Origin of the sequence: Kribbella sp. NPDC050470, from assembly GCF_044458365.1 — a bacterium.
GTDB lineage: Bacteria > Actinomycetota > Actinomycetes > Propionibacteriales > Kribbellaceae > Kribbella.
On sequence record NZ_JBITHV010000002.1, the window covers coordinates 179,463 to 200,881 of the forward strand.

The window sequence follows — 21,419 nt, forward strand, 5'->3', positions numbered from 1 at the left end:
AGTCACTGCGATGGTGGATACGGACCGTATCCTCCCGGCGGTCCTTGCTGACCAGGGGGTCCCGGTGGGTAACCGGGCTGGCCCGCTGGGTAACCGGCTTGACCCGAGGGATACCCCGCCTGAGCAGGCGGGTAACCACCCGGTGGCGGACCTCCCGGCGCCCCCGGTCCCGGGTACGGCGGACCCGGCGGACCGCCCGGTACCGGGCCCTGGAACTGCGGGGTGGCCTGGGCGAAGGCCGGCATCGGCGGGAACGGCACGCTCGGACGCCGGGCCCGGAGCTCGTTCAGCAGCCGTTTCTCGGTGTCCAGCGCGTCCGGGCCGATCACCTGGCGGACGATCTTGTCCCGCAGGTACGCCAGGTCGGTGGCGTTGCGCTGGAACGCCTTCGCGGCGGCTTCGGCCTCGGCGCCGTACCGCTTCGCGTTCTGCCGCAGCGCCTTGCGCCCGCGCAGCGTCGCGATCAGCGGCACGTCCTGGGCGACCAGCCAGCCGAACCGGACGTAGTCGTAGAGCCGGGAGGCGATCATCTTCCCCTCCCGGGACCGCATCACCAGGGCGAAGACGACCATGCCGATGAAGATCGGGACCATCAGGAACAGGTAGGCCATGAAGAAGCCGGCGCCCTGCGCCCAACTCGCGAAGGCGTTCCACAACGCGTGCGCCAGTACGGCGGCCAGGTAGCCGACGAGCGGCGCCAGGAACCGGACCCAGGTACTGCGATGGCGTACGGCGATGCCGATGCCGATCGCGGTGAACGAGGTGAAGAGTGGATGCGCGAACGGCGAGAGGAACCCGCGGAAGAAGAACAGCACGAACACCCCGCGCAGGCCCGCGTCGCTGCCGCCCTCCTCGGAGAGCTGACTGAAGATGCGGCCGTAGTAGAGGATGTTCTCGGTGAAGGCGAACCCGACGCCGACCATGCCGGCGTAGACCAGGCCGTCGATGATGCCGTCGAACTCCTTGCGCCGTACCAGCGCCAGCAGCAGGATGACCGACCCCTTGGCGAACTCCTCGACCGGTGGCGCGACGAAGACGGCCGAGCGGTTGCCGCCGCTGCCGGTCTCCTCCATCCAGTGCGAGACCTCGGTGTTGATGAAGATTGCGACCAGGGTGGCGATGAAGGCACCCCAGCAGAGTGCGAACAGAACGTACTTGGTCGGCTCCGGTTCGTAACGGTCCAGCCAGAGGTACAGCGCGATCACCGGGATGACGGGGACGAACGCGAACACCAGCCCCCAGGTGAAGCCGCCCGCGCCGGTCGACTTGGCCACGATGCCGAAGATCACCAGGCCCGCGATCGCGAAGACGACCGCGACCACGATGCCGATCAGGATGCCCTGGTTCCGCCGCTGCCCCGGGACGGGGTGGCTGCCGAGCACGTTCGGCTGCGGGTACGGTCCGCCGGGCGAGTACGCCGACCCCGCCGCGGGTGGCGGCGCGCCGGCTGGGCCTGGTGAGGGGTAACTCATGCCCGCAGCCTAGTTGGGGACCCCACCGCACGGCAGGACCACCCACGCAGCGTTACCTGGATGGAACGACAAGCCTGTGGTTCGACCCGCCCACCGGTAACCCACGCGCACGATCCACCCCGGATCTGAGAGACTCTTCCCTGCCACGCGCCCGTAGCTCAGCTGGATAGAGCGTCGGACTTCTAATCCGTTGGTCGCAGGTTCGAATCCTGCCGGGCGCGCAACAAGAACCCGCAGGTCAGAGACCTGACGAACCGAAGTGACCTCACCGCGGACCGCACTCCGTGACGGCCGCCCATGTGGGCGGCCGTCGGTTGTGGTGGCTACGGCTCGGAAGGGCTCAGGAGTCGTCGCTGAAGGTTCCGCCGAAGTGGTCGGAGTTGCCGAAGGTCGCCGGGCAGTCGTTGTTGGGTCCTGGGCGCAACTCCGTGGAGTGCGTGGCCGGCAGTTCGGCTGCCGCGTCTTGATCCTCCTTCTGGTCTCCCACAATCGGTTCGGTGGTGCCGGCCAGGACGTCCTCGACGAACGCCTGACGGTAGGTGTTGATGGCGGGGCAGACAGCTCCGTTGCGCATGTCGTTCCACACGCCGGAGCCGTAGTCCCGCGTGGCGACGGCGTAGTTGTAGTCGCCGAGGAACTCCGAGGTCAGGCTATTGGCGCTGGACGCGCGCCCGTCGCCGATCGCGCCACGCAACAGCGTTGTGAACGCGCCGACCGTGTGGGCCGTGCCGGTGATGTCGGCGTGCCGGACCACGCCCAGCACGCGGCGTGGGGAGGTCGTGTCGTTGCGCCACGGGTCGAGCCAGGCGTTGTAGACCAGCCATGCGTCGGTGCCGTCGGGCGAGATTGCCACCGCCGGGAAGTTGGCTCGGTCGCTGCCCTCGCTGACTACCACCCTGGCCGAGTAGGTGCCGCCCCCGTTGGTCGAGCTCACCAGGAACGCCTTCTCGAGGTTGGTTCCCTGGCTGTCGTCCGACCAGGTGAGCAGGATCTGGTCGGTGGCGTCCGCACCGCTCGGCGCACCATTGGCGATGTCGAACGACGGGAACGTGTTGGTCCGGGCGCCCGCGATGCCGTCGATGGTGAACCGGCCCTGGGCGGGGTCGAACTGCCCGATTCCGCCAAGCCCTGAGACGACGGCCCTGGGTCGCTCGAAGTTCTGGCCACCGTTAAACGACCGGGCCTGGAAGAAGACGCCCTCGCGCGTTCGGATGTCAGTGCCGACCCATACGACGTAGACCACACCTTCGCTGTCGGTTCGGATGGCACAGCCCTGCCGTCCGCCGGTTTGGTTGTTGTTCGTCGCAGCCGACAGTTGGCGGGTCGTCCATGTGTCGCCGCCGTCGGTGGAACGAGCGAACAGCACGGGTTCGGCTCCGGCGGCCCCTCGGAACCCGACGTTGCAGACGTAGGCGTTGCCGAAGTGGGGGCTACTCTCGGCATTGTCGGCCCAGACCTGTTCCTTGTCGCTGAACAATGCCTGGTTCTGCCTCGTCACGACCACCGGGTCCATCCAGGCGTCGTTGTCACCGGCGATGGCGCCCGCCACGTCATCGGTGCGGGACACCGCGATGGCCGCATCACCGGGGAAGCCGGGGTTGCCCGGGAAGTTGGTGGCGATGTTCGCGTAGTACAGCCGCTGCCCGTTGTCCCAGGAGAAGTTTCCTGAGGCGTCGGGCACGGGACCGAAGACCAGTTCCGGGTCGCCGTTGGAGACCATGCCGTTGACGTCGTAGTTGGGCAGGGTGCCGATCGGGCCGTTCGGATCGGGCACACAGCCGGTGTCGCCGGCCGGAGGTTGGCCGGGCGCGACGTCGGGTGCACCGAGGCAGGACGGGGCGACGCGCGCCGAGAAGCCGGTGTACGTCGGTTGCGTCCAGGTGCGGCCGGAGTCGGTCGAGAACTGGATGCCGGACAAGCCCACGCCCGGGGTGAACGGGCAGGTGCGGTCATCGCCGGCGTTACACGCCTCCATGTCGATGTTGTCGTTCGCCCCCGCCGCGAGGATCGCGGGGTTGACCGGGTTCACGGCCAGACCCGGCTCGTTCTGCTTGTTCTGCGAGAACAGCTGGTCGTTGCTGCCCACGGTGACTTCCGTCGACCCGCCGGGGGTGATCGGCGCGGCGTGGGCCAGCGTCGGCAGAAGTAGTGCTGCGAATGCCGCGGCGACCGTCGCGGCGACCTTGATCCTGCGCATGACGCTCCTCGGGTAGATGGATCGCTTCTGCGCGGCGCGCCCAGCTGCCCCGAGCACCGGCCGGGTGGTCGCAGTCCTGAGTTTCGTCCGTTCGCAACGCCCCGACAAGGGGAAGCGCCCGTCGCCGCCCGGACCCCGGGAAGCAAGGCGGTGATTTGAAATCAGAAACGGCGGGCAGCCGCCGCCCGGCTCGGCGGAGAGCGTCCCGAGGAATCGCGAGCCCAACGAAACATGCCGGTTACCTCGTTACCGCCCCCGCTCCTTCAGGGATGACCTGGAGTTTTGGGCTGAGCCGCCTGTCGGAATCGAACCGCCGACCTTCTCATACGAGGAGGAACGACACTGCCTCAGAGGCACCCCCGTGACGATGGGCCCGGACGTCGTCGATCCGGTACGGCGGGTGGTTGGGCAACGGCGGCGTTGGCGGGCCGGATGCCCTGCTTTTTGGGGCGTTCGTCGATCACATCGAAGGCGACGCGCATTGGTTTGCGTGTGTCAGAGGGGCGGATCGAGACTCGGTGAGTGGGCTCACCTCGGGCCCGCGGCACACGGGCCAGGCGGGTGCCTCCCACAATCCTGAGATCGGAGGCCGGCCATGACCGAGCCGCCTCAACCAGCAGTCTGTCCCATCCTGCACCTCGAACTCGGCCCCCTGGACCTCAACCTCCTCGGTCTACGGGTGCAACTGAACCAAGTGGTCCTCGACATCACCGCCATCCCCGGCCCCGGCAATCTGCTCGGCAACCTGCTGTGCGCGATCGCCGGCCTGCTCGACGGTGTGGATCTCGGCGGAGTTCTGGGGAACCTGCTGCAGAACCTCCTCGACGCCCTCATCCGTCTCCTCCAGGGTCTCGGCGCCGGCCGCGGCGGAGCCGCCCCACGAATCCAGCCGACGTGACATCCCACAACCACGAGTCCGAGGACAGCGACCTCGGACGATACGGCGCCGCGGAGGCCGACCTCAGCGCCGTCCGGCACACGCTGCGTCGAGCAGGACGCGGCGAGGCCGACGCGGTCGAGCTCGAGCGCGCGTTGCGCGGCTATTGGCTTGAGCACGGTCCGACCCTCCGCCGGGCGGGCGCCGCCGTCGGCGAGGCCGTCCGGCAGCAGGCGCTCGCCCAGTTGTACGAGTGGCGTCGCCGCCTCGCGGAGCAACTGCAGGCTCACGCCGACCAACCAGACCTACAGCCCGACAAGGACAGCTGAAAACCAACCGCTCGCACCGTCCTCTCGCCTGGAATTCCGCAACTCGGGCGTTTTCCCCGGAGCTTTGGGGTACCTGGGGACCGGACGGATGAGGCTGCCCGAGATCGGCTGGGGAGATCGGCCGGGCTGATCGAAGGGAAGCAGCGCCCATGGATCTGACCCAGTCATGGAACGACGCGGTCGGCGCGATCATCACGTTCTTGCCCAAGTTCGCGCTGTTCTTGGTGATCCTGCTGATCGGATGGCTGATCGCCAAGGCGTTGCGCAAGATCGTGGACGTCGTACTCGGTCGGGTCGGGTTCGATCGCGCGGTCGAGCGCGGTGGTGTCGGGCGGGCACTCGAGCAGTCCAAGTACGACGCGAGCGGTCTGATCGCCGCCCTGGTCTACTACGCCGTCCTGCTGATCGCACTGCAGTTCGCGTTCGGGGTCTTCGGGCCCAACCCGGTCAGCGACCTGCTCGCCGCGATCGTCGGCTGGTTGCCCCGCGCGGTCGTCGCGATCGTCATCGTGGTCGTGGCCGCGGCCATCGCCAACGTACTGCGTGACCTCGTCGGCAGCGCGCTGAGCGCCCTCAGCTACGGGCAACTGGTCGCGAAAGCGATCCAGATCTTCGTGATCGCGCTCGGCGTGATCGCGGCGCTCAACCAGATCGGCGTTGCGACCGCAGTGACCACGCCAGTGCTCGTCGCAGTCCTCGCCACCGTCGCCGGCGTGATCGTAGTGGGTATGGGTGGCGGCATGGTCCGCCCGATGCAGAGCCGCTGGGAACGCTGGCTGAACCGGGCCGAGGATGACTTCCCCAGCGCACGCTCCCGCGACGAGGCGTACCAGCGGGGGCGCGAGGACGCCCAACGCAGCCCGTGGGAACCGCAGCCCAGCGAGCCGACGAGAACCTCACCGACCGGCGTCGCCAGCAGCTTCGGCAACCCGCCGAACACCCCGCCCCGCCGCCCGACGACCTCCGTCGCCCCTGACTGACCGACCAGGAGTTGATCGTCCCCGGGCGTGAACGTCTCGCACGCCCGGGGACGCCCCTCCGATCGTCGGCATAGCGTCCGCCCGCGGAGCCTGGGTCGGACAAGCCCTGTCCTTCAGTCCTTCGACCGTCGGACTTGTCCAAACCGGACTCGTCCCCCTTCTCACCGGACTTGTCCTTCTTCTCGCCGGACTCGTCGTCCTTCTCCCGGTCGTCGGCCTTGTCGTCCCGCTTCTCGGCCTTGGGTTTCTCCGGTCCGGAGTCGGTCGATCGAGTCTTCTCTTCCGCGGGCGTGGGCCTGGTGGTCGCCGGAGTCGTGGGCCGTGAGGTAGCCGGCGTACTGACCGCCGGCGTGGTCGCGGCGCCGTTGTCCGGAACCAGGTCGTTCGTCACCGAACCCTGGAGACCCTTCGTGCCCAGCAGAACCCCGACACTCGCCACCGCCGCAATCACTATCGCGGCAGCCCCGGCCAGCACAGCCCGCGGCGCAGTCTGCCGTACACGTAGAACGCTGGGGGTCTGGGCGTCCACGTCCGGCGGCGATACCCCGGCGGCAACCTGGATCGCGGTCGGCCGGCGCGCTGGGTCCTTGGCCAGCATCCAGAGAACCGCCGCCTCCAACTCCTCGACGTCGTAACGAGCAGCCAGAAGTACTCGCGCAGATTGGAGCCACGGACTGCTGGCATCGGTTGGGTGCCCGCCGTGGTCGAGGGCGGACCCTTTACGAGGCGGGTTGGAAGGTCTCGAAGATGGTTCGCAGGTCCGGCAGGTTGTCCTCCCACTGGTCGTCGGGTGTGGACCAGTAGATTCCGTACGCCTGCTGCGCGCTGGTGACCACACCACGAATCAGGACGTGCTGACGCCCAGACCGTGCGGCGTAGGTGAATTCCCAGTCCGCCGCCTTGTCGAAGTAGTCGACTGCTTCGATCCGAATTCGGTGGTAATCGGTATAGCCGCTGCGGCGAGCCTCCTCCTGCTGGCGCCAGTCGGCAACGGGATCGGCCTTCGGTCGATCGGTCTGGTCGATAATCAGCAGGCCCGATCCGGAAGGTTCGCGGAAGTACACCTGGCCGCTGTCTCGTTCGGACCTCCACCCTTCCGGTACCACGACGGAGAATCCGGTCGGGTCGCGGTGACGTTCGAACCCGGCAGGCACGGCCGCGACCGGGGTGGACGGCTCTGTCGAAGGCGACCGAGTGACGGATGGCGAACGAGTTGCCGTCGGCGCCCGTGTGGCACTTGTCGGTGCCGCGGTTCGGGTGCCCTTCGCGGTCGGTGAGGCGCTCGGTGGGCGTTGGGCGGTCGACGTACTGCGCGACGCCTGGCTGGCCTGAGTCGGCCGCGCCGCCGGCGCCGGCTGGCCCCCCGAAGGGTCACCGGCCTGCCTCATCATCGCCCAGCCCGCCACAGCCGTTAGCACCAAGAGGCACGCCACAGCAGCAGGGAGGACCATTCGGACAATCCGATTCGGCGGTCCTGCGACAGTCGCCGCCCCGGGAGGAGACCGGTGGCCGTCGTTCTCCCCCGTACTGGAATCGTCGCCTGCGGCGAGTGGGACACGAACCGACTGCGCCGGCGGATCGGCCCCCGGCGCGAACGACGCGATGGGCAGCAGGCGGGTCCGCTGACCGCTGTCCCGATCGGAGTCTTCCCACGGCCGCTGAGCAACCGACGGCGGGCCCTCGGGAGTTGGTGCATCTGATCGATCGGCTGCGGATGTCGCGACGTCCGTCGTCCACACAGCCAGGCGCAGCAGACGGGTCGCCTCGGCGGCCGTCATCCGCGCGGCCGGATCCTTGCTCAACAGGCCTTCGATGACCGGCCACAGGGGTCCCGCGTGGTGAGCTGGGTCGGGCGGCTCGGTGACGGCCGCGGCCAGCGTCGGCAAGGCAGAGCCCCGGTCGAACGGTGACCGTCCTTCCACGGCGGTGTACAGAGTGGCACCCAACGACCACAGATCCGACTCCGGTACGGCGCCGCGCGCTTGGACCCGTTCAGGAGCGATGAAAGCGGGCGAACCGACCAGCGCGCCGGACCGAGTCAGCGATGCGTCGCCTTCGAGGCTGGCAATGCCGAAATCGGTGAGCACCACCCGCCCGTCGTCGGCAAGCAGCACATTGCTCGGCTTCACGTCTCGGTGCAGTACGCCGGCCGAGCGCGCCGCCTGCAGAGCGGCCAGCACCTCGAGGCCGATGCCGGCGACCTCCCGCCACGGCAACCGCCCGCGCTCGTGAATCACTTGCCGGAGCGTGCGTGACGGCACCAGCTCCATCACGAGCCATGGCCGACCGTCCTCCTCGACCACGTCGTACATCGTGACGACGTTCGGATGGGTCAACCGGGCCGCCGACTGGGCCTCGCGGAACGTCCGCCGACGAAGCACCTCCCGCTCTTCTTCGGGCAGCTCCGGCGGAACAACGACTTCCTTCACCGCAACCGGCCGGCCCAGGAGCTCATCCCGCGCCCGCCAGACGATCCCCATGCCGCCGCGCCCGAGCCGATCAAGCAAACGGTAACGCCCAGCCAACAGGGGGTACTCGGGGGCCATCGTCAGCCCCCGACCGCTGCGCCCGCACCAGGCGAGCAGACGGGGCAGAACATCACGGGCTACTCCGATCCGACGGCGTCGAACTCTTTCCCGCCCCCGGTTCCCAGCCGGCCCCACCCAACACTGCCGCAATTCGAGCGGTCACGACGCCAACACAGCCGTGGCGGCCCAGGAGGCCCCTCGATGCCCGCGTTCGCGTGCTGACGACGGTGTGCCCGGCGGCCGAGAGCGTGTCCGTGTGGCGTTGATCGGCGGTCACTTTGGCCAGCCGCTCTAGCGCTCCTACGAACGCCCGCTCCGGATCCGACAGCCCGGGGGCAACGGGTTTGCGCCTGGGCACTGGATCATCGCTGCGGGCGCATCGCCCAGCGGCTCACGAGCTACACGAGGAATGGACACATGGAGATCATCGGAGTCATCGTCGCGGGCATCATCATCGGCCTGCTCGGGAAGTTCGTCGCGCCCGGCAACAAGGACAACATCCCGATCTGGCTCACCGTACTGTGCGGAATCGGCGGCGTAATCCTCGGATGGTTCGTCTACACCGCCTTCGGCGGTGACGGAAGCGCAGGCATCGACTGGGTGCGCTGGATCGTGGCTATCGCGATCGCGGCCGTTCTGGTCGTCGTCGCATCCACCGTGACCGGCCGCAACACCTCCGCCCGGAGCTGAACGAACGAGCCGCAGAGCCCACCGGGAACGGCGAGTTGAGGCCGCACACCAGCGCGCTCCCTGCTCCCACGACATTCGAGTTCTGTGGCGCAACCATCGGTCGATCAGCTCCTGCAGCCAGTAGTTCAGCGTGCGATGGGCCTCCGGGTCATCGGCCGGCGAGATGGCAGGCCAATCTCAGACTCAGACCAGCCAGGGTGAGGCTGGGATTCGCCGCTGGCGAGGTCGGAAAGACGGAGTTGTCGCATGCATGGATGTTGTCACACTCAAGGAATCTCAGGTTCTCGTCGACGACGCCTCCGCCGTCCCCGGCCATGCGCAGGATTCCGACTTCATGAGAAACCGAGCCCAGGGGCGCGAACTTGAGCTCGAGTTATGTCCCGCGAGAGGCTCGGCGCCAAGCCCTGCTAGTACGGTTCGGGTGATGTCGCGGACTTCGCTCAACACGGGTTCAGCGACATCGTATGGCTGTACGTTGACGAGGACAGGTCCGTGCGCAGCCCCGCCCAGCCGAAGCTCGTTCCCTGGCACTAAGGACGCGTTGAACAAGAAGACGATCTCGCCAAGCGTCGCGTCTCTCTTCGCCTCGGGGTGCCTCGCCAGGTGGTTGTACGGGTGGCTGTTCACGCTGGTGTAGCGATGTCTGGACCAAACTTTGACCGAGGCCTGGTTCGAGGCATATGGCGATCCCGGGGGTAGCGAAAAGTGGGTGAACCAGATGGGGTGGTCCGTGATCCCCTTGCCGATGAGACCGTTCGGGTCCGCCAGGTCCGCCTGAAGAGCGATCTTGGCCGACTCGATGGTGCCGGCGTGGCGAGCGGTTGGCAACGGTGGCATTGGCGGGCCGGATTGCCTTGTTTTGGGGCGTTGGCGATCACATCGAAGGCGACGCGCGTTGGTGTGGGTGTGTCGGAGAGAGGCGGATCGAGACTCGGTGAGTGGGCTCAGGTCGGGCCTGCGGCTTGCGATCAGGTCGGGTGTCTGACGTGAGTTCGGAGGCCGGCCATGACGGAGCCGCCTCAGCCGGAAGTCTGTCCCATCCTGCACCTCGAGCTCGGCCCCCTGGACCTCAACCTCCTCGGTCTACGGGTGCAAGTGAACCAAGTGGTCCTCGACATCACCGCCATCCCCGGCCCCGGCAACCTGCTCGGCAACCTGCTGTGCGCGATCGCCGGGCTGCTCGACGGTGTGGATCTCGGCGGAGTTCTGGGGAATCTGCTGCAGAACCTCCTCGACGCCCTCATCCGCCTCCTCCAGGGCCTCGGCGCCGGCCGCGGCGGAGCCGCCCCACGAATCCAGCCGACGTGACATCCCACAACCACGAGTCCGAGGACAGCGACCTCGGACGATACGGCGCCGCGGAGGCCGACCTCAGCGCCGTCCGGCACGCGCTGCGTCGAGCAGGACGCGGCGGCGCCGACGCGGCCGAGCTCGAGCGCGCGTTGCGCAGCTATTGGCTTGAGCACGGTCCGACCCTCCGCCGAGCGGGCGCCGCCGCCGGCGAGGCCGTCCGGCAGCAGGCGCTCGCCCAGTTGTACGAGTGGCGTCGCCGCCTCGCGGCGCAACTGCAGGCGCGCACCGACCGGCCAGACCAACAGCCCGACAAGGACAACTGAAAACCGACCGCTCGCACCGTCCTCTCACCTGGAATTCCGGAACTCGGGCGTTTTCGCTGCAGATCCGGCCGTAATGCCGGGGGTGGGCGTTATCGAAGCCTGCGCGATTCCAGTTCTCCGGTGATGACGGCTGTAACAACAGGGACGGGTGCGGTGCTCAGCCGCTCTGATCGGCGGGGCTCCCAGCGGACAATCGTTGGAGCTGTCGGCGCACCCGCTTGAGCTGGTACAGCTGACCGCCGTCCGCCAGCGCCGCTGCCAAGAGCAAGGCAGCGAGTATGTACTCACCGGCGGTGAGGTTCACGACAGCGCCGAGCGTAAGTAAGGCTGCCACGATCACGTTAAGGAAGCGGAACTGGCTCATTTCCGCGATCCTGCCTCGAGCGATGCGCGCGGAAGCTCCGCGAATCTGAGGATCCACCGGGATCTCACCGCTGAACGCGGCTCGGTACGCGTCCAACTGCTGTTCCGGTGATAGGTCGCCAGCTGCGGCGCGCAAATCTCGTTGCCGTCTCACGCTGGCGTATGCCAGCGTGCCGCCAACCAACACCCCCGCAACCACGCCCGCGATCGCAGCTACCTGCCAGGAGACCGGCGGCGGAGCGGTGAATCGAGTCACTGCGGCGAAAACGAGGCCGAAGATCAGCCCGCTGAACAAACCGACCGCCCACGGCCCAGAGGTCAGGAGGTAGGTGCGCATGGCACGCATGGTTCCACGGCGACGTCGCAATGCGAAACGGTTGCATCCAACACGACATTGATGCTCAACGCTCTTGCCGATGCCGGGCCCCACTCCTGCGCCGCCCACGGCCCAGACATTTCCGATGCCGAAGGACCGCCAGTAGGCCTTGCCTCTCAAGCTGCCGGTGTCATGACGAGCCGAGATTGCCGCGGAGATCTGCGTGGTTGATCGGGTCGGCGGAAGGACCTCAGCCGCGAGAGCGCAGCATGCGGCTCACCCGATCAGCACGCTCCAGCAGGCTCGCGCGGACGACCGGGACAGCTTTTGCCGCAAGGGCCTCCGCCCGTCCGACGAAAGTCAGGTCGATACCGAACTGCGGGAAGAGGTGTCTGGTGAAGGTCTTGGCCGGCAAGGCTCCACCACGGTGGATGGTCGGCACGAGCTCGAGATATGCCTCCGCATAGGGCCTCAGCAGGTCGTCCTGGCCGACGGTCCAGAACGGCGCCGCAACCGAGTAGACCGAGGCCAGCGGCACCGCGCGCTCCGTCACCAGCGTCTGCCACACCGCCTTCTTCTCAGCCGGGTCCGGGGTCGCCGCACGGACCTGAAGCCTGCTGACCCAGGCCTCGGGATCCGGGTCCCGGTCGAGCAGGGCCTGTGCCTCAGTAGCGGTCGGGCCGCCGAGTTGAGCCTTGCGGACCAGCGCTCGCCACTGGAGATCGACGTCCTCACCTGCCTCGCCCTGGAGCCACCCAACCTGCTCCAGGTCGGCTGCGGTCCGGGCGAAGCCACGCAGTGCCGCTTTGCGGTAGGCGCCGACGCCGGAGAGGCTGCGGCACGCCGCCGCTACTGCCCGCATCAGCACATCCTGCTCCGACTCCGGGCTCCACAGCTCCGCGGCCTCGACAGCTAGGTCGAGATACGGCTCGATCACCGACGCGGACGTCTCGACCGCTAGCACTCCGGTCAGGCACTGCACGGCCTGGGCGGCCGACGCTTCGCCGTTGATCAGCATGTCCCAGGCCGTGGTGATCGCGACACTCCGCGAGATGGGTGTGGGCAGGCGGGCGGCGTTGCCGAAGAACGCGTTTCTGGTCGCGGCATCGGGTCTTGTCGAGGCGAAGGTCAGGTCTTCGTCGTTGACCAGGTAGAGGTCCGCGTCGGCCGGCAGGTCGATCCGGGTCCGTTCGCCCGCGACCGCTACCTCGACGAGTGCCGCCCGCTCGAGGCGGTCGCCTTGTCCCCGGTAGGCGCCGACGGCAAGCACCTGCGGCCGCGGCTGCCCACCGGGGCCCTTCGCGACCAGGACGAAACCATCCCCGTCGCGATCCAGGGTCAGCCGATCGGTACCTGCGGTTTCCAGCCACCCCGCACGCCACTGGTCCAGGTCACGTCCGCTCGACTCGGCGACCGCATCGATCAGGTCCTGCAGCGTGGTGTTGCCCCAGGCATGCTTGGCGAAGTAGCTGGTCAGCCCCGCGGAGAACTCTGCCTCACCGACATACGTCATCAGCTGTTGCAGCACCGACGCACCCTTGGGGTAGGTGATGGCGTCGAAAGTCGCCTCGGCCTCGGAGACGTCCCGGACAAGCTGGCGGATCGGGTGCGTGGTCGGTCCCTGATCGACGAAATAGGCCCTGAGCTTGTCGTCGGCCGCATGCGCCACCCAGGCGTCGGTGTAGGACGTCGCGGACACCGCGGCCCAGTTGCTCGCGAACTCCGCGAACGCCTCGTTGAGCCACAGATCGTCCCACCAGCGCATGGTGACGATGTTGCCGAACCACATGTGCGCGAGTTCATGCAACAGGTACCGCGAGAAGATGTCCCACTCCGCACGCGTCGGGGTGGTCCGGCGCAGGAACCAGTCCATCCAGGTGACGCAGCCGAAGTGCTCCATCGCGCCAGGGAACTCGGGCGTGAAAACCTGGTCGTACTTGTGCTGGGGAAACGGCATGCCGAACTTGTCGGCGAAGAACTCGAGCCCTTGGGTGGTCAGGGTGAAGAGCTCGTCGGCGTCCCGGTCAAGGATCGGAGCCAGTGACTGGCGAGCGAAGAGGCCGAGATCGTGACCCGCGCCGCTCCGGCGCAGTTCGTAGTACGGTCCGGCGTTGATCGCAGTGTTGTACGTCGCCAGCGGTGGCGTCGGCGGGAAGGTCCAGCGCCGCGCGGAGCCGAGATCTTCGATCCGCGGACCGCCGCTGTTGGACAGCACCAGCCAACCGGGCGGAGCCGTCACCGTGAATGCGTACGGCGCCTTCAGGTCGGGCTGATCGAAACACGCCCATGCATACCGGGCGTGGTCGGGACTGAAGTCCGTGTACGCATACACCTCGCCATCGGCGGGATCGACAGCCTTGTGAACACCCTGCTCATCGGTCGAGCAGTCCGGGACAGTGACCACAGTGAGGACGTTGCGCTCGCCGAGACCGGCCAGTGCGATCCGGCCTTCGGCGGCCGCCGGCAGCGCGACCCCGTTGAGCACGGCGCTGTCAACCTCTGCCACACAGTCGACGAAGGTCTCGGCTCCGGGGCGGCTACAGTCGAAGGTGATCCTCGACTCACACCGGACCCGCGAGCCGGTCGGCAGGTCTGTCAGGTCGACGGCAACGTCATACCGCTCGACCGTCAGCAGGCTCGAGCGGCCCTCAGCCTCAGCTTGGGTCAAACTCCGGACACTCATCGCTTCCCCCCTCGAAGACGCGTTCGTTCATTGTGGACCAGACCCCGACACTCAGCAGGCCGGAGGGGCCCGTGATTCCGGGCGTGTCCATCGCGTCGCCTATCGACGCAACCGGGGCCCTTCGGCACTACGATTTTCAGCCTCCGCTCCGTTCATCCCGTCTGTGCTCCGGGACGTTCACCCCGTCGTACTTCCCGCACCTGGAGCCGTATACAGCAGGCTCTGCGCGTCAGGTCCATCGGGCACTTTGGGACACCTTGTGAAGGAATTGGTGAGTAACAGAGTTCCTCGAGTCGACAAGAGCCAAGCTCAAGGTCGTCTACCCTGGCGACTCTTCGGAACGGACCGGCAGGTTCGGCATCCGGACCCGAACCTGCGGCCTGGGCGGGGCCGGTCGGCGGATCACCCGCCGCGGATGATGTTCCTGCGTCCGGGTGGTGATGAGGATGGTTGCGCGGCGGGGGGAGTGCCGTCGCGTCACCCGGCACGGAAGGGGAAAACGGCATGGCCATCGGACCGGTGCAGTTGGTGGTGCTCGGGTTCAATCACCCGAACTTTCACGGTGAGATCATCGAGGAGCTCGAGCGGCTGCGCGAGGCGGACGCCATCCGGGTGATCGATGCACTCGCCGTCCACAAGGACGCCGACGGCAAGATCGAGGTCGCTCATCTCAGCAACCTCACGCTGGACGAAGCCGTCGAGCTGGGCACGAAGATCGGCGCCCTGATCGGCCTGGGCATCGAGGGCGAGGAGGGCCTGGAAAAGGGCGCGGAGGCAGGTGCCGAGGCCGCCGCCGACGGATTCGACGTCTTCGACGAGGAAGATGCCTGGGACGTTCTCGAGGAGATCCCGAACGACTCGGCCGCCGCGCTCCTTCTGCTCGAGCACCACTGGGCAGTCCCGCTGCGCGACGCGGTCGTCCGGGCCGGTGGCTTCCGGCTGGCCGACGAGTTCATCAGCCCGCTCGACCTGGTCGGCATCGGACTCCTCGAGGCCGCCGAAGCCAAGGAACTGCACGAGATGGAGACGGCTGCCGCGGCGAAGTGACGCCGTGGGCCGGAACACGACGCTGGAGGTGACCATGTTCGGCTCTCGCAGGGTGGCGCGACGGACTGCCCGTCGTACGGCGCGGCGCGTCGACCGCCGTCGGTAACCAACACATCGGCAGCGCACGACCGGCGGGTGCCTTTGTCCTCGCCGGCCGCCGCGCTGCCGCGGCTCGGCGTGGACGCGGTCGCGTCAGTGTCAGGTGGGTGGGGGGTTGCCGGTGAGGCCGAGTTGGGTTGCTTTGGTGGCGGCTTGGATTCGGGTTCGTACGCCGAGTTTTTCGAGGATGTGCGTGACGTGCACGCTGGCGGTCTTGGGGCTCATGTAGAGCGCCTCGCCGATCTCGCGGTTCGTCCGGCCGGCTGCGACCAGGGCAAGGACCTGGAGCTCGCGCTCGGTCAGCGGTGGGTGTGAGTCGGTGGTGACCGCGCCTTGCCCATGGTGCTCGGTCACGGAGTCGTCGAGCTGGATCCGGGCGAGCTTCGCCAGCTCCTGAATCTGGCCGAGCAGGGGCGCCGCGCCGAGCCGCTCGGCGATGTGTCGCGCGGTCTCGAGCTCGTTGGTCGCCTCGGCTCGGGCGCCAGGTTGCCCGCGCTGAGCCAGCAGTGCCTCGGCCACCCGCAGTCGGGCTTGCGCCTCCCAGTACGGCCGGCCGAGTGCAGCCCATTCCTGTACGACGATGCGCCACGGGGCCGGGTCTGGCGTGCCGCGGATCCGGGATCGTTCACCGTCGACAATCGCAGCCAGCGCTGGGCCTTCGACACCACTTATGCCACGCCGAAGCAGCATCACGAGTCGATCGAAGCCGTCGGGCGACTGCGCCGCGACCGCTGCTTCGAGACCGATGCGCAACAGCCCGCCGGACATCGGTTCCTCTTCGGTGTCGTGGAGGAGTTCGGCGGCCTCCAGTGCAAGGTCCAGGGCCTCGCGTGGGCGATGCTGGAGTAGGCGGAGCTGGCCCTCGATCTCTGCGTAGTCGCCCTTGTCCTGGGGCTGGTCGTCCGCGGCGAGCAGTTCCTGTCCTCGCTGCAGTTCGGCAGCGGTCTGTAGGTTCCCGCGGGCCATGTGGATGAGCGCGAGTTGGGCGTCCTTGTACGCCGGCCCGGACGGGGGGCGGCCTCGGTCGTCGCGGTTCAGTGCCTCGTCCCATCGGCCGGCCGCGTAGAGGTTGAAGACGGCGTTGGACTCGATGATGCCTTCGAGCCAGTGCTCGTTGGTCATCAGGTGCCGGAGCTCGGACTGGATTGTGTTCGCGACGGCCACGACGTTGTCGGTGTCGCCGCGCATGCCGTACGCATAGGTCAGCGTCACTCCCGCCCAGGCTATGTCCTCCGGCTCGGCGAGGTCGCGAGCGATCGTCAGCGCGGCCCGCGCGTCGTCGAGTGCGTCTTCGATCCTGCGCTCGTTTGCGGCGACTCCTCCCAGCCACGCTCTAGCCTGTCCAACCGTGCGGATGTCGTCTGCCCGTGTCGCGTGCTCCAGCGCCATCTGAGCGGCCCGCGCCAGCTCGGCCGAGCGGGCATAGGGGCCAAGGATCGTCGCGTGTGCGATGCACACCCGGCCGAGAGTTCGATCGTCACCGGTCGGCACCAGACGCCGTGCTCGCTCGAGGTCCGCGATCGCTCCGGCGAGGTCGTCGGCATGATGGGCGCGCAGCTTGCCCCGCATTAGCAGGGCCTCGAGCGTTCCCACCTCACCGTCGCCGCCGGCCACGGCCCCCTCGAGCAAGGCGAGAGCCTCGGCGTGGTGACCGCCATCGCTTAGCAGCGAGGCCGCCCGCTCGGCGAGTACGAGGCGCTCCGGTACGCGCTCATCGGCCAGGTCCGATGGCTGCCACAGAGACGACGCGACGGCGTACCAATGGCCAGCCTCCGAATACGCGTACGCCGTCTCGGCGACCCGAGCCGCCGTGAGAGCCCACGTGAACGTCGCATCCCTGTCGCTCGCGCGGTGGTACTGCTCAGCGACCTCGGCGAGCTCCGACGCGGTCGCCGAGGGACGAACGCGACCCGCCAAATGCTGAGCGAGGCGCGCATGCAGGTCGCGGCGTTCCGGAGACAGCAACTGTTCATAGGCGACCTCGGCGACCACCGGATGTCGCGCGAAGCATCCGGCCGCAGGGTCCCGGATCACCAGACCAGAGTCACAGGCCTCTCGTACGGCGTCGCCCGCACCGCTGGCCGCCGCCAGCAGGTCATCGTCATCGAGAGCGCGAGCCAACGTGCCGGTCGCCGCGACGACTGCGCGGGCGGCCGCCGAGAGTGCCTGCAGACGCGCCAGCAGGAGTTGGCGCAACGAAGCCGGCACGGTCAGGTCACCGCGGACCAGTTCGACGTTCAGGTACGGGTTGCCTGCGCTGCGCGCGTACACGGCAGCGACCGTCTCCGTCGTACAGTCCGGTTGGAGATCGAGTAGCTGCTGCGAGGTCTCCTGCTCGGTCAGTCGACGGAGCGGCAGATCGATGACTGCCGGGGTTCGAAGCAGTTCACCGAGCCAGGTCAGGCGGTCGGGTTCGGCAGTCTCGTCCCGCCAGGTGAGCAGGACCAGCAGCCGTCTCTCGGGCAGGTTGCGTGTCGAATGGGCAAGGAAGTCCAGCGTGGACCAGTCCGCCCAGTGAACGTCCTCGACCATGAGGACCGTGCCCTGCTCCGCGTCGCTCTCGAGCACGTCGGTGAGGGTCTGCATCGACCACGCTCGAGCCGCCGCAGCCGAAGGGAACTGGCCGGCCTCCACAGATTGACTCAGCGCAGCCGTCACCGTTGCGCCGAGGCCGCTGTAGGCAGTCGCGCCGGACATCGGCGCACAGGCGCCGCGCAGGATCCGTACGCCGTTGCCGGACTGCTCGTCGAGAACCGACCGGACGAGCACTGTCTTGCCGATGCCCGCCTCACCCCGAACCACCACGACTGCCGAGCGCTTCGGCAGTTGCGCGATCATTCCTCGCAGTACCGCAGCCTCGCCCCCGCGTCCGACCATCAAGCCGGCCATGCGCCATCATCCGCCCGGATCGCCGTGTGGCCGTAGCGTGCGCATGGCGGTTACTCGTCCGGGAAACCGTTGCGGAGCGTGGTGACCACGGGCCGCGGGGCGGTGTCGACGGCCAGCCGGAAGACATCGGGGCGGTGGTAGTGGCCGACCGGGTCGAACATCCGGCGTGCGGAACGGACCTTCCCGAGGTCCAGCTCGGCCACCAGGATGGTCTCCTCGTGCCGGGCCGGTCCGGCGAGGATCTCTCCGTTGGGACCCACGATCACCGTGTTGCCGGGCTCGACCCAGTCCGGGTCGTCCGGCTCGGTCCGCCACACCCGGTCCCGGTCGGGGAAGTCCGTCGGGATCTGGTCGACGTGCAGGCACGGGTTCGCGCCGATGACGTAGCAGCGGCCTTCCCGGGCGATGTGCCGCATCGTCGCGACCCAGCCGTCACCTCTGGCCAGCGTCGGCGCCACCCACACGTCGACACCCTGCGAGTAGAGGTAGAACCGGGCCAGCGGCATGTAGTTCTCCCAGCAGATCAGCCCGCCGACGCGTCCGAAGGGAGTCGGGTATGTCTCGAGCATCGAGCCGTCGCCCATCCCCCACACGGTCCGCTCCGAGCCGGTCGGCATCAGCTTGCGGTGCTTGCCAAGCAAGTTGCCGTCGGCATCGAAGTACAGCAACGTGTTGTAGATCGTGCTTCCCGTGGCCTCGCGTTCGTCGACCCCCATCACCAGGTAGACGCCGGCCTGCCGAGCCGCGGCCCCGAGCCGGTCGGTGGTCTCGCTCGGAACTACCACCGCCTGGTCGGCCAGCATCGCGAACCACTGCTCGTCACCGTCCCAGATCGGCGGCCCGTCGATCCAGATCGGAGTGCCAGGCACGAACGCCTCGGGAAACACCACCAGGTCGGCCGCCTGTACGGCGGGGTCCGCCAGCAACTTCTCCACCTTGGCAAGCGTCGCCTCGCGATCCATCAGCACGTAGGCCGCCTGCACAGCTGCAACTGTGAAAGTCGTCATCTCGCCCCCTGACTCGACCATACGCCAGCGGCGCCGCTCCGTGGGACGGAGCGGCGCCGGGGCGAGGGTGGGTGAAGTCAGTGCTCGGTGCCAGGGCGGGCGGTCTTGGGGAGCAGGAAACCGATCACGAAGGCGAGCAGGATGCCGCCAACGGTTGCCAGGAGCGCGGTCTGGGTGCCGTCGAGGGCGGCCAGCGTCCGGGTTGCGGGCGTGGCGTGCGCGACCTTGCCCATGAAGATGGTTCCGATCACCGCGATGCCGAGCGCGATCCCGACCTGCTCCAGCGAGCCCAGCATGCCGGTGGCCGAGCCGACCTCCTGGTCCCGGACCCCGCTCAGGATGATGTCGAACAGCGGGACGAAGACCATGCCCATCCCGGCTCCGCCGATCAGGTTGGGTACGACGAGATCCCAGTGCCCGACGTTCAGCCCGGCCAGCGACAGTACGACGTACAGGCCGACCAGGCCGACCGCCATCAGCGCGAGGCCGACGTGGAGCAGCCTGCGGCCGTACTTCTGCATCGTGATCCCGGAGACCGCCGAGCCGATCAGCGCTCCGAAGGCCCAGGGCGCCATCGCCAGGCTCGCGTGGATCGGGGTGTAGCCCAGGCCGACCTGCAGGAACATGCCCAGCACGAAGGTTCCGGCCAGCGCGCCGAAGAAGACCACCGCGAACAGCACGCCGGACAGGTACGAGCGGCTCCGCAGCAGCCCCGGCTCGATCAGCGGGGTCGCTCCGCTGCGCTGCCGGCGGGACTGGTAGACACCGAAGCCGGCCAGGATCGGCACCGAGGCGACCAGCAGCGCCTTCGACCACAGCGGCCAGCCGATCTCGTGCCCCTGCACCAGCGGGTAGACCAGGGCGACCAGACCGGCGCCGGCGATCAGCAGCCCGGGGATGTCCAGCGAGACCCGGCCGGCGGTGGGCTGGGTGTTCGGCAGGTACTTCGCCGCGACGGCGAAGGTGAAGATGCCGACCGGAATGTTCACCAGGAAGATCGCCCGCCAGCCGGTGCCCAGCAGGTCCGCGTCGAGCAGCGTGCCGCCGACGATCGGGCCGATCACCGCGGACAGCCCCATCACCGGACCGAAGAACCCGAACGCCTTGGCCCGCTCGCCCGGCTCGAACAGGTCCCGGGCCAGTCCGAAGCCCTGCGGCAGCATGATCGCGGCGAAGGCGCCCTGCGCGACGCGCGCGGCGATCAGCATCTCCGACGACACCGCGAGGCCGCAGAGGAACGACGTCACGGTGAACCCGGCGACGCCGATCAGCAGCGCCCGCTTCCGCCCGACCAGGTCACCGAGGCGCCCGCCGACCAGCAGCAGGACGGCCAGCGCCATCGTGTAGCCGGCCGCCATCCACTGCAGGCTCGCGAAGGAGCCGCCGAGGTCGGCGCGGATGGCCGGGGCGGCGACGTTCATCACGGTCGAGTCGAGCAGGTCCATCACCGACGCGGTGATGACCGCGGAGAAGGCGAGCCAGCGCCTGCGGAGGGGCTGCGCGGCGACTACTGCGCTTGCGGGAAGTTCTGCGACTGCGGTCATCATCGGCTCCAGACCCAAACGGAACGAAATGTTCTGTTCCAACTCTAGCGGAACGGAGCATTCCGTTCAAGTGCTATGCTGGAGAAATGACGACGAAAGCGCTCAGTGGCCGGCAGGCGCAGGCGGCCCGCAACGACGAAGTGATCCTGGCCGCGGCCCGGGCGGTGTTCATCGCCGATCCCGGCGCCCCGATCGCCGCGGTGGCCGAGCGCGCCGGGGTCGGGATCAGCGCCCTCTACCGGCGGTACGCGAGCAAGGAGGAGCTGCTCCGCAAGCTCTGCAGCGACGGGCTGGCCCGGTACATCGCGGAGTCGGAGAAGGCTCTGGCCGACGACCGTGAGCCATGGGTTGCGTTCGGAGCGTTCCTGCACGCGCTGGTCGACGCCGACACGAACTCACTGACCCAGCGGCTGGCGGGGACGTTCACCCCGACGCCCGACCTCTGGCAGGACGCCGCCCGCGCGGGTGAGCTGAACCAGGCCATCTACGAGCGGACGAAGGAGCACCTGCGGCCGGGGATCGTGGTCGAGGACCTCGCGGTGATCCTGGAGCAGATCACGTCGATCAAGCTCGGCGACGAGGCACGCACGAACCAGCTCCGGCACCGGTACCTCACCCTGATGCTGGAGGCGATGCGCCGGCCGGGGGAACGACCGGGCGGCGAGCCGGAGCTCCCGGGACCGCCGCCTAGCGGTGCCGAGCTGACCGACCGCTGGCGCGCCTGACCCGTGCCCGAACGCAGTACTGCCCCCCGAAGTCTCGAGGGGGCAGCACCTTGGTCG

General features: G+C 68.3%; 17 protein-coding genes and 1 tRNA gene. 9 read left to right on the forward strand and 9 right to left on the reverse strand.

The window, feature by feature from the left end; genetic code table 11:
• Positions 1 to 2 precede the first annotated feature (2 nt).
• Positions 3 to 1,472 carry a PrsW family intramembrane metalloprotease gene (locus tag ACIBGM_RS05455; RefSeq protein WP_360519825.1) on the reverse strand — a complete coding sequence of 490 codons (1,470 nt, stop codon included), beginning with the start codon at positions 1,470 to 1,472 and terminating at the stop codon, positions 3 to 5.
• 147 nt (positions 1,473 to 1,619) lie between these two features.
• Between ACIBGM_RS05455 and ACIBGM_RS05460 the strand changes: the two genes are divergently transcribed.
• Positions 1,620 to 1,693 (forward strand) — tRNA-Arg (locus ACIBGM_RS05460).
• Positions 1,694 to 1,812: 119 nt separating this feature from the next.
• On the opposite strand, the gene ACIBGM_RS05465 is transcribed toward ACIBGM_RS05460, so the two are convergent.
• The gene (locus ACIBGM_RS05465; protein WP_396384571.1) at positions 1,813 to 3,894 is read right to left on the reverse strand and encodes a hypothetical protein; all 2,082 of its coding nucleotides are present in this window, start codon (positions 3,892 to 3,894) and stop codon (positions 1,813 to 1,815) included.
• A 370-nt stretch (positions 3,895 to 4,264) separates the two neighbouring features.
• On the opposite strand from ACIBGM_RS05465, the gene ACIBGM_RS05470 reads away from it, so the two are divergent.
• The 3 genes from ACIBGM_RS05470 to ACIBGM_RS05480 all read left to right on the forward strand — a co-directional run bounded on the left by ACIBGM_RS05470 (position 4,265) and on the right by ACIBGM_RS05480 (position 5,855).
• The gene (locus ACIBGM_RS05470; RefSeq protein WP_360519829.1) at positions 4,265 to 4,567 is read left to right on the forward strand and encodes a hypothetical protein; all 303 of its coding nucleotides are present in this window, start codon (positions 4,265 to 4,267) and stop codon (positions 4,565 to 4,567) included.
• Positions 4,564 to 4,875 (forward strand): hypothetical protein, encoded by a 312-nt coding sequence (locus ACIBGM_RS05475; RefSeq protein WP_396384572.1) that lies wholly within the window; start codon positions 4,564 to 4,566, stop codon positions 4,873 to 4,875. The genes ACIBGM_RS05470 and ACIBGM_RS05475 overlap by 4 nt, the downstream gene beginning before the upstream one ends.
• Before the next feature lie 149 nt (positions 4,876 to 5,024).
• Positions 5,025 to 5,855 carry a hypothetical protein gene (locus ACIBGM_RS05480; RefSeq protein WP_396384573.1) on the forward strand — a complete coding sequence of 277 codons (831 nt, stop codon included), beginning with the start codon at positions 5,025 to 5,027 and terminating at the stop codon, positions 5,853 to 5,855.
• 719 nt (positions 5,856 to 6,574) lie between these two features.
• Here the strand turns inward: ACIBGM_RS05480 and ACIBGM_RS05485 are convergent.
• Positions 6,575 to 8,401 (reverse strand): protein kinase, encoded by a 1,827-nt coding sequence (locus ACIBGM_RS05485; protein WP_396384574.1) that lies wholly within the window; start codon positions 8,399 to 8,401, stop codon positions 6,575 to 6,577.
• Between the two features lie 399 nt (positions 8,402 to 8,800).
• On the opposite strand from ACIBGM_RS05485, the gene ACIBGM_RS05490 reads away from it, so the two are divergent.
• Positions 8,801 to 9,073, forward strand: coding sequence for a GlsB/YeaQ/YmgE family stress response membrane protein (locus ACIBGM_RS05490; protein ID WP_360519837.1), 273 nt, complete (start codon positions 8,801 to 8,803; stop codon positions 9,071 to 9,073).
• Positions 9,074 to 9,221: 148 nt separating this feature from the next.
• Here the strand turns inward: ACIBGM_RS05490 and ACIBGM_RS05495 are convergent, their stop codons facing one another.
• On the reverse strand, positions 9,222 to 9,425 hold the full coding sequence (locus ACIBGM_RS05495; RefSeq protein ID WP_396384909.1) for a GMC oxidoreductase: 204 nt from the start codon (positions 9,423 to 9,425) through the stop codon (positions 9,222 to 9,224).
• 653 nt (positions 9,426 to 10,078) lie between these two features.
• Here ACIBGM_RS05495 and ACIBGM_RS05500 point away from each other — a divergent pair.
• Both ACIBGM_RS05500 and ACIBGM_RS05505 read left to right on the forward strand, forming a co-directional pair.
• Complete coding sequence (locus tag ACIBGM_RS05500) at positions 10,079 to 10,381, forward strand: hypothetical protein (protein ID WP_396384575.1); 303 nt, start codon at positions 10,079 to 10,081, stop codon at positions 10,379 to 10,381.
• Complete coding sequence (locus ACIBGM_RS05505) at positions 10,378 to 10,689, forward strand: hypothetical protein (RefSeq protein ID WP_396384576.1); 312 nt, start codon at positions 10,378 to 10,380, stop codon at positions 10,687 to 10,689. The genes ACIBGM_RS05500 and ACIBGM_RS05505 overlap by 4 nt, the downstream gene beginning before the upstream one ends.
• 157 nt (positions 10,690 to 10,846) lie before the next feature.
• Here ACIBGM_RS05505 and ACIBGM_RS05510 read toward each other — a convergent pair whose 3' ends face one another.
• Both ACIBGM_RS05510 and pepN read right to left on the reverse strand, forming a co-directional pair.
• Entirely contained in the window at positions 10,847 to 11,389 is a 543-nt protein-coding gene (locus ACIBGM_RS05510; RefSeq protein ID WP_396384577.1) for a hypothetical protein, read from the reverse strand.
• Between the two features lie 229 nt (positions 11,390 to 11,618).
• Complete coding sequence (gene pepN, locus ACIBGM_RS05515) at positions 11,619 to 14,051, reverse strand: aminopeptidase N (protein ID WP_396384578.1); 2,433 nt, start codon at positions 14,049 to 14,051, stop codon at positions 11,619 to 11,621.
• A gap of 504 nt (positions 14,052 to 14,555) precedes the next feature.
• On the opposite strand from pepN, the gene ACIBGM_RS05520 reads away from it, so the two are divergent.
• Positions 14,556 to 15,098 (forward strand): hypothetical protein, encoded by a 543-nt coding sequence (locus ACIBGM_RS05520; RefSeq protein ID WP_396384579.1) that lies wholly within the window; start codon positions 14,556 to 14,558, stop codon positions 15,096 to 15,098.
• 198 nt (positions 15,099 to 15,296) lie between these two features.
• Here ACIBGM_RS05520 and ACIBGM_RS05525 read toward each other — a convergent pair whose 3' ends face one another.
• The 3 genes from ACIBGM_RS05525 to ACIBGM_RS05535 form a co-directional block, all read right to left on the reverse strand.
• Positions 15,297 to 18,086 (reverse strand): LuxR C-terminal-related transcriptional regulator, encoded by a 2,790-nt coding sequence (locus ACIBGM_RS05525; protein ID WP_396384580.1) that lies wholly within the window; start codon positions 18,084 to 18,086, stop codon positions 15,297 to 15,299.
• A 50-nt stretch (positions 18,087 to 18,136) separates the two neighbouring features.
• Entirely contained in the window at positions 18,137 to 19,093 is a 957-nt protein-coding gene (locus tag ACIBGM_RS05530; RefSeq protein ID WP_396384581.1) for a carbon-nitrogen hydrolase family protein, read from the reverse strand.
• A 77-nt stretch (positions 19,094 to 19,170) separates the two neighbouring features.
• Positions 19,171 to 20,637: an MFS transporter gene (locus tag ACIBGM_RS05535; RefSeq protein ID WP_396384582.1), complete on the reverse strand. Its 1,467-nt coding sequence runs from the start codon at positions 20,635 to 20,637 to the stop codon at positions 19,171 to 19,173.
• An 86-nt stretch (positions 20,638 to 20,723) separates the two neighbouring features.
• On the opposite strand from ACIBGM_RS05535, the gene ACIBGM_RS05540 reads away from it, so the two are divergent.
• Positions 20,724 to 21,362, forward strand: coding sequence for a helix-turn-helix domain-containing protein (locus ACIBGM_RS05540; protein WP_360526427.1), 639 nt, complete (start codon positions 20,724 to 20,726; stop codon positions 21,360 to 21,362).
• Positions 21,363 to 21,419 lie beyond the last annotated feature (57 nt).